The sequence below is a fragment of the Thioclava sp. GXIMD4215 genome (assembly GCF_045291555.1).
Taxonomy (GTDB): Bacteria; Pseudomonadota; Alphaproteobacteria; order Rhodobacterales; family Rhodobacteraceae; genus Thioclava; species Thioclava litoralis.
This window is the reverse complement of record NZ_CP149515.1, coordinates 2,149,781-2,162,152: the sequence shown is the minus strand read 5'-3', so window position 1 is coordinate 2,162,152 and position 12,372 is coordinate 2,149,781. Positions and strand designations below refer to the sequence as shown.

General features: G+C 58.9%; 18 protein-coding genes. 1 reads left to right on the top strand and 17 read right to left on the bottom strand.

All coding sequences use genetic code 11. The features are described from left to right. Positions 1 to 648 precede the first annotated feature (648 nt). Positions 649 to 1,434, top strand: coding sequence for a hypothetical protein (locus WDB86_RS10700; RefSeq protein WP_406735904.1), 786 nt, complete (start codon positions 649 to 651; stop codon positions 1,432 to 1,434). 224 nt (positions 1,435 to 1,658) lie between these two features. Here the strand turns inward: WDB86_RS10700 and WDB86_RS10695 are convergent, their stop codons facing one another. The 17 genes from WDB86_RS10695 to WDB86_RS10615 all read right to left on the bottom strand — a co-directional run bounded on the left by WDB86_RS10695 (position 1,659) and on the right by WDB86_RS10615 (position 12,372). Further along, entirely contained in the window at positions 1,659 to 2,006 is a 348-nt protein-coding gene (locus WDB86_RS10695) for a hypothetical protein (RefSeq protein ID WP_406735903.1), read from the bottom strand. After that, positions 2,003 to 2,563, bottom strand: a complete 561-nt coding sequence (locus WDB86_RS10690; protein ID WP_406735902.1) for a lysozyme — start codon at positions 2,561 to 2,563, stop codon at positions 2,003 to 2,005. The genes WDB86_RS10695 and WDB86_RS10690 overlap by 4 nt, the downstream gene beginning before the upstream one ends. Before the next feature lie 67 nt (positions 2,564 to 2,630). After that, positions 2,631 to 3,161, bottom strand: coding sequence for a hypothetical protein (locus WDB86_RS10685; protein WP_406735901.1), 531 nt, complete (start codon positions 3,159 to 3,161; stop codon positions 2,631 to 2,633). A 103-nt stretch (positions 3,162 to 3,264) separates the two neighbouring features. Beyond that, positions 3,265 to 3,756 (bottom strand): hypothetical protein, encoded by a 492-nt coding sequence (locus WDB86_RS10680; RefSeq protein WP_406735900.1) that lies wholly within the window; start codon positions 3,754 to 3,756, stop codon positions 3,265 to 3,267. Beyond that, on the bottom strand, positions 3,753 to 3,995 hold the full coding sequence (locus WDB86_RS10675; RefSeq protein WP_406735899.1) for a hypothetical protein: 243 nt from the start codon (positions 3,993 to 3,995) through the stop codon (positions 3,753 to 3,755). The genes WDB86_RS10680 and WDB86_RS10675 overlap by 4 nt, the downstream gene beginning before the upstream one ends. 18 nt (positions 3,996 to 4,013) lie before the next feature. Next, positions 4,014 to 4,403, bottom strand: coding sequence for a DUF6950 family protein (locus tag WDB86_RS10670; RefSeq protein WP_406735898.1), 390 nt, complete (start codon positions 4,401 to 4,403; stop codon positions 4,014 to 4,016). Beyond that, positions 4,388 to 4,987 (bottom strand): hypothetical protein, encoded by a 600-nt coding sequence (locus tag WDB86_RS10665; protein ID WP_406735897.1) that lies wholly within the window; start codon positions 4,985 to 4,987, stop codon positions 4,388 to 4,390. Before WDB86_RS10665 ends, WDB86_RS10670 begins: the two co-directional genes overlap by 16 nt. Next, on the bottom strand, positions 4,978 to 5,724 hold the full coding sequence (locus tag WDB86_RS10660; RefSeq protein WP_406735896.1) for a hypothetical protein: 747 nt from the start codon (positions 5,722 to 5,724) through the stop codon (positions 4,978 to 4,980). The genes WDB86_RS10665 and WDB86_RS10660 overlap by 10 nt, the downstream gene beginning before the upstream one ends. A 5-nt stretch (positions 5,725 to 5,729) precedes the next feature. Next, a complete protein-coding gene (locus WDB86_RS10655; RefSeq protein ID WP_406735895.1) occupies positions 5,730 to 8,105 on the bottom strand; it encodes a phage tail tape measure protein in 2,376 nt (791 codons plus the stop codon). A gap of 71 nt (positions 8,106 to 8,176) precedes the next feature. Continuing rightward, positions 8,177 to 9,166, bottom strand: coding sequence for a hypothetical protein (locus WDB86_RS10650; protein ID WP_406735894.1), 990 nt, complete (start codon positions 9,164 to 9,166; stop codon positions 8,177 to 8,179). Between the two features lie 347 nt (positions 9,167 to 9,513). Further along, on the bottom strand, positions 9,514 to 9,882 hold the full coding sequence (locus tag WDB86_RS10645; RefSeq protein WP_406735893.1) for a GTA-gp10 family protein: 369 nt from the start codon (positions 9,880 to 9,882) through the stop codon (positions 9,514 to 9,516). Positions 9,883 to 9,885: 3 nt separating this feature from the next. After that, positions 9,886 to 10,353, bottom strand: a complete 468-nt coding sequence (locus tag WDB86_RS10640; RefSeq protein ID WP_406735892.1) for a hypothetical protein — start codon at positions 10,351 to 10,353, stop codon at positions 9,886 to 9,888. Next, entirely contained in the window at positions 10,353 to 10,733 is a 381-nt protein-coding gene (locus tag WDB86_RS10635) for a hypothetical protein (RefSeq protein WP_406735891.1), read from the bottom strand. The genes WDB86_RS10640 and WDB86_RS10635 overlap by 1 nt, the downstream gene beginning before the upstream one ends. Beyond that, the gene (locus WDB86_RS10630; RefSeq protein ID WP_406735890.1) at positions 10,720 to 10,920 is read right to left on the bottom strand and encodes a hypothetical protein; all 201 of its coding nucleotides are present in this window, start codon (positions 10,918 to 10,920) and stop codon (positions 10,720 to 10,722) included. The genes WDB86_RS10635 and WDB86_RS10630 overlap by 14 nt, the downstream gene beginning before the upstream one ends. Positions 10,921 to 10,929: 9 nt before the next feature. Next, positions 10,930 to 11,457, bottom strand: a complete 528-nt coding sequence (locus WDB86_RS10625) for an HK97-gp10 family putative phage morphogenesis protein (protein ID WP_406735889.1) — start codon at positions 11,455 to 11,457, stop codon at positions 10,930 to 10,932. After that, the gene (locus WDB86_RS10620; protein WP_406735888.1) at positions 11,447 to 11,806 is read right to left on the bottom strand and encodes a head-tail adaptor protein; all 360 of its coding nucleotides are present in this window, start codon (positions 11,804 to 11,806) and stop codon (positions 11,447 to 11,449) included. The genes WDB86_RS10625 and WDB86_RS10620 overlap by 11 nt, the downstream gene beginning before the upstream one ends. After that, entirely contained in the window at positions 11,806 to 12,372 is a 567-nt protein-coding gene (locus tag WDB86_RS10615) for a hypothetical protein (RefSeq protein ID WP_406735887.1), read from the bottom strand. The genes WDB86_RS10620 and WDB86_RS10615 overlap by 1 nt, the downstream gene beginning before the upstream one ends.

Here is a 12,372-nt window from a genome sequence, read left to right as displayed (position 1 = left end):
TGCCATTTTTATTAGCTACCCTTCTTCTCATCTTGTGAAAGAACGGAAGCGGCCAAGGTTTTAACCTGGGCTGAAGTGGGCTTCAATTTACCGCTGAGAACCTTGCTTGCAAGCGTTGAAGTCTTTGTCGTCGATTGCTTCTTTGGCATTCGCATCTCTTATATCAAAGTTTCATACAGGTACCTGCCTTGACTGAACCATAACCTTATGTAGGGTCATGGGTGTTGAACTATCGTGGCAAAATACCGCTACATTTTTGGCTGCAACTGACCTTTGAATCTCGGTTGCAGCCAAAAATTAGCTGAGAGAGATCACTACATCTAGTTAATTATCAAGAAGCAGCACAAATTATTGATATGGACTCGTGTGCCCGCTCATTGTATGTGCCTGCCATGCTCTAGGCGTCCGATTCGGCGGAAGCCGAAATTGAACACGCAGCCGCCCTAGCCAAGCTTATGACCAACTGGTGTACAATTAAGGCACAGTCGAGCCTTATGAGCGGCGGCCCGATGTTCAAAACCCCGGCAAAGAGTAACGATTTCGATCAGCTGTAAAACAGCGTACAGCTCTCGAAGAGTGGCGCATTCGTTTCTAAATAACCGCTACGCTTTCAGAAATGTCGATGCGGCAAGGTAAAAGGAATTCAAATTGTCATTCTATGCATTTTCCAAACCCAGCTACTATAAGTTTTGTGAAGAACAGTACAATATTGCTAAAGACTGCAGCACCATTCGGATCGGAACTCTCTGGGGTTTCCGCACAACAGAAGACAAGTTTCTGCAGGATCAAGGCGAAGGAAAATTTGAATTTAACATTAGTTTTCCAGATCTCACACCTGTTTCACCGGAATGGCTTTCAGAAGTCGGCTCTGATACTTGGGAACACGGCACCCTAGACGGACTTTCGATAAGCTCATCTGGGCCAGCAATCAAAGAGCTTAGCCTCACGGGATCTTACTCTAACTGTTGGATCTACTGCGTATCATCAAGGCCAACAGCCGCTGGAAACATATCCCAGAAATATCCGTCAAAGTGGGAAATTCCAGCAGATAACATGGTCAATTTCGGACTTTACCTGCGGCAGTTACTTTGGGAGCATCTTTCTATTGCAGATCTGCCAAACTACCTAATACAAGAAAATTCTCTTTCGGCTCTGCAGCGCGGCCTGTCACTTTCACTTACAATGGAACAGGTAGACTATGGGAATAGAACAGTAGAAGCTCGCAGCGAAGCTGACTTACCGATAGAAAAACTGAGGCACCTGAAAACTCGAATTCCATTTACAAAGCCGAACAATTTCATCGAAGAAAGCGAGTTCCGATTTGTCTTCGCGTTAATGTTTGAAAATGAGCGGGTTTCGATAAACGACAATGCTAAGATCTTAAATCTCAAGCCGATCAAAAACCTCATAAGAGACGCCCCTTCAACTTTCTAAAGAGCTCCTTTGCAATCACTAATCAAGTTTAAGGTACGAGCTTCCAAGCTTCGAATGCTTCCACAGCCACGCGCCGCCGCTCATCACAGGCGATCAACTCGTCACCGAGGCGGGTGATGCTCACCGCGTCGTCAGCCACCGTCCCGCCTGTCGAAAGCAGGGACGCCGGAGACGCGCACGGGATGCGAGCGGCGGCGGGCAGGACAATCTGCGGACGCGGCGGGTCATCGACCGGCCCAGTGCTCGGTGATGGACTGCAGGCGGCCAGCAGGGATGCCAGCGCCGCCCAGATCGGGGTCAGCGGTGATTTCATCGATCAGCCTCCGTTGGGCGGTGTCTCGGTCGCGCTCGGCCTCGAGCAGGGCGCGTTCGGTTTCGGCCAGCGCCGCATTGGCGGCATTGGCGCGGGCGGTCGCGGTGTTCCTTTGCGCGAGGGCTGCCGCCAGATCTGCGGCTTGGGTCTCAGCCTCATCAGCCCGTGCCGCGTCGATGCGGGCCGACATGCGCCAGCCCTGCACCGTCCAGCCGATAGCCGCGGCAAAGACCAGCGCCGCGAAAAGCCGCCAGCTCACGCGCAATCCGCCATCAAGCGCAGCGCATCATAGGGCGACAGGGTGCGAGCGGGCGTCCAGATCACGCGCCGGTTGGTGCCGACCTTCCAGACCGTGACCGGATCATCGGGATAAGCACCGGTCCGGAACAATGTCTGCTCAGCCCGACGTCGGCCAATGATCTCTACCGGCTTCGACCAATTCATGATCGCAGCCGCAGCCCCTACCCGATCAGCCGCATTCAGCTTATTGACCCAATCCGCTCGCGCGATCGCACCGGTATTGAAATGGAAGCTGACAGCTGCATCGAACTCGTGCTGGGCCACCGGCACCTTGATCGCCCGCGCCACCTCGGTCTCGAACTTCGCCAGATCCTCGCGGAAGACGTGGAACGCCTCGCGCAGGGTCGCATCGAGGTCGGCAGGCATCCCCGCAGCCAGGTTGGCAGGGTCAAAGCCACCCGCCGCCTTGGTATGGCCGACATAGGCGGTCAGAATGCCCACGCTATCGAAATAGGGTCCGGGCACAATGCCCTCATGGCCGATCAGGGCGACGATGCCCTTGCCGGAAGTTTTCATCTGTCATTTCTCCATAAAAAAAACCCCGCCGGATTGGCGGGGTTGAATTTGCATTTTAAGCGTCGGCTCAATCAGTAATACCGCAGTCGGCTGCAACCTTGAGAAGACCTGTGGAATTTCCAGATATAGCTCCTGTTACGGTGCTCGGCGTTCCTTGGTAATCAGACACCCTCACTGCCAGCTGACCGGGCTGGGAAAACGCCGCGAAAAGCTGTTTGCGGTCTACGGCGCTAAATCGCGGTTTTCCGGAAATCAAGTAGGCCGCATCGCCGGACGAAACCGGCAAATAACGCCCGGAGAAAACGCGCGTTCCAACGCGCATCTCAAAAACCTGATTTTTCCGGAATGCTCGTGTGTCCTGCCCCCAAAAACCCGCGCTATTGATAAAGAACTCGAAGCCGTCCTCGTCACAAGTTGCGGCCAAATAATTCGGATCATCCGAGAACCGATCCGAATTAAGTAACATCATAGCGAAGGAGTTTGGCTTCAAGCTGATTGGATCCTTGTCAGCTTTATAGATCCAGTCACTACCAATGCCGCCTGTCGAAACGCAACCCGATGCAATTACGACCAAGCCAACCGACAAAAATTTCCACATAGCAATCCAATCTGAGAATCATTTTTCATGATGATAGTATGAGACTGAAGCTAGGCAGAACAGCATTCGCGTTTATCCAAACCTTACGCGATCGATCATTGTTTCACCTCCCCTCCCAGTCTCCTGACGCGAACAGGTTCACCTGCACCACCTTCTCGCGCGGGCATTGGTGATAGGCCCAGAGCTCGTAGCGCTCGGGGATCGCTTTCTCGGCAGACCAGACGATCAGCCATGGCCCCCAGGGCTGCCTCAGCCGGTTGGGCGGGCGCGAGCCGGGCGGGCGCAGATCGTCCTCGCCCGAGGTATCGACCACCGCGCGGTAGCTGGTGCCGCCGATGATGACATAGGCCGCCAGCCCGCGATATTCGCAGCGGCGTTTGACCATATCGCCCATCGCCTGCAGCCCCTCGGGCGTGACGCTCGCGCCGGTGACGCTGACCGAGACGAAGGGCGTCTGGCCGGTAAAGTCGCGCCATGCCCGCGAGGATTGCGCCTGCCGGATCCATGGCTCGGCCACGGCCAGCACGATGATCACCGCCAGCACCCAGATCGGCAGGCGGTTCGCGCGCAGCGCCCCCTTGATGTGATCGCTCATCTGCCGCCCCCCAGTTTCTTGCGGATCATCTCGCGCAGGAACTCGCGGTCCTGCACCAGCGCGGTCAGCACATCGAGCACGATGAGCCCGACCGACATGATCGCGACCGCCGCCAGCACCTCGGAGCCCCGCACATAGGGCGCGACCGAGGGCGAGAGCCCCACGGTCAGGAAGGCGCTGGCGGCGGTCTTGGCGAGGCGCTTGTCCGAACGCGCCCAGCCCCGCAACCCAGCTGGCAACCTGTGCGACAAATCCGATTACGGGAGCCATGAAACCTCAGCCTGTGAAATGGTGGTGAAACCGGCAGCCGCCTTGGCTGCCCAGATCCCTGCCCCCAGCTGGATCGCCAGGGACAGGCCGCGCTGTGTCCGGATCAGGCCGATCGCACCGAGCCCCGTGGCCTGCCGCAATCCCGCACGATCCGCGAGGTGATGGGAAAACGCCCACATCCCGCCATGACGGCGGATGAGGCACGAAGCCCCGCGTGCGCCCGCATAGGTCAGCCCCTGCATCGGCTGGATGGACCAGAGATTGGCAAAAACGGCACAGGGCGCACTACAGCAATCGGCGGGGCCCCATTCGAAGACCCCGCCCATATGTCGCTCCACCGATGCCATCACCTGATCGGGCGTCAACTCTCCGGCCATGTCAGCACCTGCGCACGGCTCATCGCGAGCGCGGTCATGCGCCCTGCCGTATCGCCCGGATAGGCCCGCGCCTGATCCTGTTCGCTGTGATAGACGGTGGCCGCCGACCGTGCCCCCGGACCGGTGGCAAGAGTGATCGACATCGAGGACTGGATGCCCTCATCGGTCGGTTCAATCGTCATGCTCATCGCGTCCATGGTGCCATAGAAGATCGCGACCGGATCGGCGAGCAAGGTCGCCCCGCCTGCTGTGCCCGGACGATCCGCGAGACAGCCGATATAGATCGCACCCTCGCGGTTACGGATCGCGGCATCGATAAATGCGTCGAAGTCCTCGGGCCCCGCCACCAGCGTCACCGTGGCCTCGGTCGCGACCATGCTGCCACTCACCTCGGCGGGCGCGGTGATCGTGCCCCACTGCCCCACACCCTGCCATTCGTGACCGCCCCAGATCAGTGGGCCGGTGCCGCTATGGGCGCGAACGGGTGCATCCGGCCAGTCGAGATAGACGAAAACCACCGGATAGAATACCGGCCCCGCGATGGCGTCGAGCATGGCCGCAGGACAGCCGCGCGTCAGTTCCATGGATCGACCTCCTCGAACCCGCCCACCTCATCCTCGAAAACCTGCGAGAAATGCCACGAATAGCTCCAGTCCCCGTTCAGCGGCTGGACCGCACGCGGGATCGAGGTCGCCTCGAACACCGCGCTTTCGCTGATCCCGATATTGACGATCCCCGAACCGGTCAGCGCCTCGAAGGTGCGCAGGACGGCCACCCCTTGCGCATTCGCAAATGCTTCTCTGACCACCTGTCCTGTCTGGACAGCTCCGCCCGCTTTCAGCGTGACGAACTCGCCGGGACGCGCTGCCCGCCGGTTGGGCGTCAGGCCCGACACCGTCAGCGTCGGAAACATGTCATCGCTGCCCGCCACGCCGCCGAGTAATGTGCCGTCAATCCAGATGACCTCGCCGCCATCCTGATCCCAGCTCACATCGTCGGAACCGCTGCGCCATTGCACCTCGCGCGACTGGCGGCCCGTGGCCTCGATCTGGGCATCGGCCCACCAGTTCACCGGACGGCTTTCGAGACGGATCAGGTTCACACCCCCATCGAGGTAGCGTTTGAGCATTTCCATATAGCCCGCACCATTCGACCCCCGCGCCATCGATGAGACCTCGATCGCCACCATGCGCCGCCTGCGCTTGGTGGCCGAGACCCGCCGCGCGCCCGTGATGAGCGAGCGCGAGACATTGACCGGTGCATCGATGGTCCATTCCGAGGCCACGACCCCGACAGGAGGCCATGCATACACAAGCGTCATTTCAATTACCTCGAACCGAAGGATTTGGATTTGGTCATCGCCCGCCCCGTGGCCTGCACGGAATCGGAGACGATACCGGCGCGGGCCTGCGATACCGATTGATCGGCGACGCTTTTGACGCGGAGATCAAAGAGATCCGTTGGCACCGCCTCCACGACCACCCTCTGCGCCCCGCCGCTTGCACGGCCAGCCGCATCGGCCATTCGCATGGACACGTCATGCGGAATGACCTGAGTGCCGCGCGGCAGGTTCATGATTTCACTGCCACGCTCATTGACGTAGCTCAGACCACCGCGCCAATTATTCGTGCCATTCGCGTTGGCCCCGATACCAAGCGCACCCAGCAGCCCGCCCGCCATCTTGCCGAGACCGGTGGAGCCCCAAAGGAGACTGAAAGCACTATCCGCAAGCATATCCGCGAGCTTCGACAGAACACCGGACAGGGCATCGCCAAGTGATTTTGTACGGAACAGCATCCCCTTGAACCCATCCTGCCACGAGGACTTCCAATCATCCGTCGCTTTCTGCAGCTCGGTTACTTCTTGCTTGGTCTTGCGAGCCTGACGGGACGCGCCCGTTTCATCTCCGCCCGAGCCACCCGCAAAAGGATCGGCGCCAGGCATCAATGGCGCATCGCCCGCGTCGTTCTTCGCGCTGCGGATCGTCTCCTGCAGATCTTTCCAGCTTTGCAGAGGCGTGGTCGCAAGCGCCGTCAGAGCATCGGCCGCAAGACGGGTGTTTCCAGCCAAGCTACGCGCCTCATCCGCCATACCCTCGAGCGCGGCTGGCACGCTATCGGCATCGAATGTTTCGGTATTGAAGCCTTCGGTAAACGCATCCGCAGCCGCCGTGCCAGCTTGGCGCATTGCATCCTTATAGGGATTTTCGACCCCTGCCAGATCGACCTCGGCAACAGGTGCGATGTTGAGGCCAGGCACATAATTTAGCCCCTCGATAAAGAGATTGATCCGCGACACGACGCCGTTGATCATCGCCTCGACCGCCTCGATCAAACGGTTCGCCGCACTATAGGCAAAATCTCCGATCGCGGCGGGCAGCACCTGCCAGATCGCCTTCACCGCCGCGAATGCACCGCGATAGATACCGATATAGCGGTTCGCAAAGGTGATGCCCCCGCGCATGATCGCCGCGAAGACATCCAGCATCATGGCCCGCAGATCCTGCGCACCCGCCGACATATATGCATAGGCAGCTTTCGCCGCGAGGACGATCCTGTCCCAGACCTCGGCCCCTAGCGCACCGACAAGCTTCATCGCCTCGCCGAAACTGCCAGCAGCACCCACGAGTTTGACGAACTCGCCAATCAGAAAGCCAGCCCCCACGATCAGAGCACCGATCCCCGTAGAGATCAGCGCCCCCCGCAAAGCTGTGAAGGCCAAAGCCAACCCGCGCACAGCATTCGCCGCAAGAATCGAGGATAGCGTCATCCGCCCCAGCATGATCTGATGCGCTGCAGCAGCTGCGGAGGCCGACATGATCGCCTGCACCGCCGTAACGCCAATCGAGATGGCAAACCGGCCAGCGAAGATCGCAGCCGAGGCGACCGCCGTGCCTGCCATCGTGCGCAACACGGTCATGATGGTCTCGGCATTCTCGCGGAAGAACGACGCCGCGACCGTCACGGCATCCGCCAATGTGCGAAGCGCAGGCACCATCTGCGCGCCCACGGTGTTCTTCATTCCCGACCATGCGAGGTTCATATCGTTCAGCGCGAGCTTGCCGCTATTCAGCGCCGCCAATGTCTGGCCATCGAGAACCGCGCCGACCTCTTCTGCCCGTTTGGCGAAATCGGCCATTGCCGAACCGCCATCGCGCAGCAGCGGCAACAGCAGGGTGCTGTCAGAGGCCATCGCCTCCATGTAGAAGGTGAAATCCTGCTGGTTCACATTGGCCTTCTGCAGCGTCGAGACATAAAGCTGCAGCGCATCCGCACCCGAAAGGTTGCGGAACTGGTCAGCGGTCACCCCGACGCGCGGCGCGATAGTCTCGAAGAAATCCGCCATCGGACCGCCACCGGTCTGGACGAAATCACCGACACGATCATTCACATCCTTCAGGATATCCGCGAGCTTGTCCTGCTCGATCCCGACCGACTTCGCACCCGCCGCCCAGCCCTGAAACTGCGCGGGCATGGTATTGGCCACCTGCGACAGGCGGGTGATCTCTGCCCCCGCGTCGATCGCGCTAAGCCCCATCGCCGACATGGCAGAGCCGAGAGACGCCGCCACACCTGCCGCCAACTGACCGGCCTTAGCGGCAAAGCGGGCGAGGTCACTACGGCCCTGATTTAGGCCGCGCGAGAATTGGGCGCTGTCGAGCCCGAGATTGACGCGAAGCGCGCCGATGACAGACGAGGCCATGAGGCGGCTCCTTCAAATGAAAAAAGCCACCCAGATGGGTGGCTTTGTCTAAATTGTAGATGATGCTGAAGTTACAGCTTTCGTAATTCTTCAGCGAATTGATTTGCTGACAGAATCTCACCAGCAAAATTGCTGAAAACATCTTTCCTGCGGAACTTTTCTCGAAGTTCTTTGCGGCATATATTCTCTTGCGCCAATTCTGGTATCCCGCCAAAGGCTGATCCAGAAGCGCTTGCCGGCAGGATCTCGGAAATAAATAAACTTTTAGATTTCCCGTTGGCAAGCTGACGGGCAGTGAAGAGGAAGCGCAATTTATTGAAACGCACTCTTCCATTTTTAAACCGGTGGATTGCGATAAAGACTTTCGGCCAGTTTTCTTCAGTTACTTTTTTCCCGAAGTCGTAATGATAATCTCTATTCTTTTTCTCGACGCGAGTTTCATCACTTTCTTCTTCGTATTGCGCATCACCATTTTCGATAACCTCATCGTCGATCTCGTCACCTGTGAAAACGAAGTAAACCCCGTTGAATGCGGAGGGAGAACGTAGAACGGACTGCAATAGAGGTAAGCCATCTTTAGGCGCCTTTTCGTATTCGGGCCCGAAAACCTTCTTGGGCGTTTTCTTCAGAATTTCTCTGGACACTTTTTCAGCCATATCAAAGCGCTCAGAGAACTTTCGTTGAACATCTTGGTGTAACGGCGTGCCCTCTGCGGCCCAAACGCCATCTTCGATACGCGTATCAAATCGAAGTGCCGCTAGCGTTGCATTGGCCGAGCACACGATAACCCCTCTATCCGAGATGTAGACTTTCCCATGCATCTCTTTATCAGGAATGTATTTGAGGTTTGGGTTATCTGGGGCTCCCGCCGTTTTTAGGGCATCACGTGGTGTGCAACCCATCTCGACATCGCAAATGATTTTTAACTCAGGCGGGATATTGTCCTCAAAAATGAGTTTGAACCAGCCAGAGCTTAAAAATGCAACGGACATACAAGGATTAGCACCTTTCATGACGTCTTTGATTTTCTCTGATAGCTCGCGCCCCGATAAAAATTCCATGTTATTTATAGCCACCTTGAATACACGAGTGAGTAACGTGCACAATCTTCTAGTGTAAACAGTAGATAATCAACTCTGTATCAAACCGCGATCAACCTTATCCCACGCCTGATGAAAACGCCGCGCCCGTGCAACGGGATCTTCCTTGATCCCCACGAACCGCTCATAGGAAATTGGCTTCTCGAAATAAGGCAGCATCGCGCAGAACCAGACCAGCTCGCGGTCCCGCCGCAGGCGCTTTTCGGCGCCTGCGAGCAAGGCCAGATAGAGGCGCGGGGTCAGGCGCCAAAAGGCATCGACATCCGTGAACCCCGCTTCCAGATAGCGCTCCAGAAGATCAAATAGCGTTACCCTTTGCGCCCTTTCTTGCCCCGCTGCCTGCCGGGGCGTGGTGCGTTTCCCGCCATACCCCCATCACCGGCCTGCGGCGCGGCCGCCGCCGAGGCCCGCATGAGTGCATCAGGGTTGGCCGAGAGGATCTTACCCGCCAGCGGCTTGGTGATGTCTTCGTGGTTCTGCTTGAGCCCTGCCCAGAACAGAAGCCGCATCTCGCGGGCGCTGATCGCGGCATTGCCGTTCTCGATCCCTTCCAGCACTTCCAAGGCGTTCTTGCCGGTCTCGTCCTCGAAATCGCACATCGCGTTGAAATCGAAGGTCATGGTATAGGCCTGCCCCTCGAAACTGAGGGCCACTTCACCCTTGAATGCGTTCGCCATGGATTATTCCTCCGCTTCCGGCAGCGCGGGGTTCGGCAGGATCCGGTCAAAGATCTTCACGCCGAGCGACACCATGCGCTTATCGCCCACGGTGCCCGAGGGCGTGAACCCGTTGATATAGCCGCGATAGGTGCGCTGCATGCCACCTACCACAAAGGCCACCTGCACATCTTCCGGCGTGCCCGCCTCGGTCAGGGCATAAAGCTCGTCGAGCAGGATCTGGCTCGCATGCTCGGGCCAGAATTGCAGCGATTGCGAGAAATCCACCGAGGGCAAAAGACCCGGCTTTTCTTCCTTCGAACGGCCCGGCGATTGCTGATGGGTGACATCGAGCGAATCCGGCACCTTCTCTGGCATGCCGATTTCCTCGACCCCGAGGATCAGCGTCCAGGTGCGCACCTCACCGACCAAACGACCGACCCAAAGCTGGTCGTTAAAGCTGACATCAGCTTGCGAAACTGTTTCGACCATTAGCTGGCCCTCCATGATGTGAGAAAGTCGAGAGAAATTAGAAAGGGGCGGTCAACCGCCCCTTTGTCCTGATCGTCGCGATACCGGTCGAGCCGGATCAACCGGAAGCCACCCCCGCGATAGCCATTGAGCCCCGCGATCAGCGCATCTTTCATCGCCGCGGCCTCGGCATATTCGAGCGCAAGACAATCCACCTGCACCCGCCCGCGCCAGAGACCGTCCGGCCCCTGCTGGGTCAGGCCATCCGCATTGTCGATCTGATGAAGCGATATCGCAGGCGGAGCGGTATTATCGGGCAGCACGCCCCATGCGATATGCGACAGCGGCAGAATATGCGCCACTGTCGCGGCCACGAGGGCGCGGAACTCAGTTTCCATCATCGCCAGGCACAATCCTTGTTTTCACGCCCCGCATGATGAAATCTGCCATCCGTTCTGCATGCCGCTCCACATCGAAATCCCTGCGGAGGATCCGGCAACGGACATATATGGCCCAGAGCCAGAGCCTCATCACCGACAGCCGCCACTTCTGGATGGTCATACGCGCGACCACTAGACTTTCAGCCATATCACGCCCCTAACTGCCACCCGCCGCCTGCCGCGCCGCCCGCTGGGCCGCGCGTTTTGCGGCCTTTTCAATTTCCTGCCAGAGGATCGGCTTGAGACGTTCGACCGTCTGTTCTGCCTCGGCATCGAAAGCAGGCCGCATGAAGGGTTGCGGCGCGGTGCCCGGATGCATGGTTCCGGCAAACTCGCCCGCATTCATGTGCGGCTTGGTGCCGAACTCGACAAGATGCCCGTGGTTGCCGCCATCGCCCTTCACATAGGACGGGCCAAGGAACAGCTCGATTGCCGTGCGTTCTTCCAAGGTCATCTTGCGCCGTAGCTTGCGCTGGCTGCCATTGAGCGTCGAGCCGATCTTGACCGACCTGGACAGCCCGCCGCTTTTCTTCGGCGCCAGCTCGGCGGCCTTCGCCCGCATGGGTTCCGCCGCCTTGCGCATACTGCGCCGCATAACAGGCTTACTCATCGACTTACCGAGATTATCGAGGGCGCGGTCGCTCTCGGACAACCCGTCGATATGCATTCTTGCGCTATTCGCCATTTCCACCCACCTTTGCCTGCCCCGTGATTTCCAACCGGTCGCGGAAGCCGATTTCCTTGATGCCGAGGATCTCATGAACGATGCCATCGCAGACCAATCGGTCCGCAGGCGTGATCGCCCGCGAGAAGGCGCTTGAACGCACCGTGAAACGACTGACGCGATAGGCTTCGAGCCAGCCCGCCGCCGCCCGCTCCCCGTCCGAGGCATCCGCCCGCGCAGCGGGCTCGGGCAGGCCGAGATTATCCGCCGCAGGATCTTCCTCATTCCAGGCAACCGTTTCGCGATAGCCGTCATCGACCCGCCCCGCGCGGCGGAACTGGATGTATCTATCGTATCGCTGGCCCGCCATCAGAAGCCCTCCAGCGGACGAAGGTAGCGCACCTGCCTGATCAGCTGGGCCGCGCCGAAGCTCATCTTCGCCTCGAGCAGATCGCCCTCCACCGAGATCCCTGCCCGCCACCATTCCTGCACCATCAGGATGATGGCCTGTACAGCCTGTTTCGGCGCATCGCCGTCATGACCAACGGTTGCGGTGACGCGGATCTCGGACGCGCCCGCAAGCGCCCCCGACCGGAAACCAAGCCGGGGCTCATCGAGCGCGCACCATAATTCGGCCTGTGCGATATCGACCGCCTGCCAATCCCCGCCCGACTGGCGGATCTGCACCGCATCGATGCCGGATACCGGCGCGACCGGAAACCACCAGCAGCGGGATGCAGACAGAGGCACCGAGAACATCACCTGCCTACGCGACAGCGGGCGGCGGATCGCGGTCTCGACAACCGCCTGCGCCGCCCCCAGATAGGTCGTCAGCAGCAGATCATCCTCGGTATCGTTGGGCCCCAAATGGACCGAGCGCTTGAAAGTCTCGACATCAACGGCCAGCGGAATGTCTGTTTCACCGACAACCCGCAT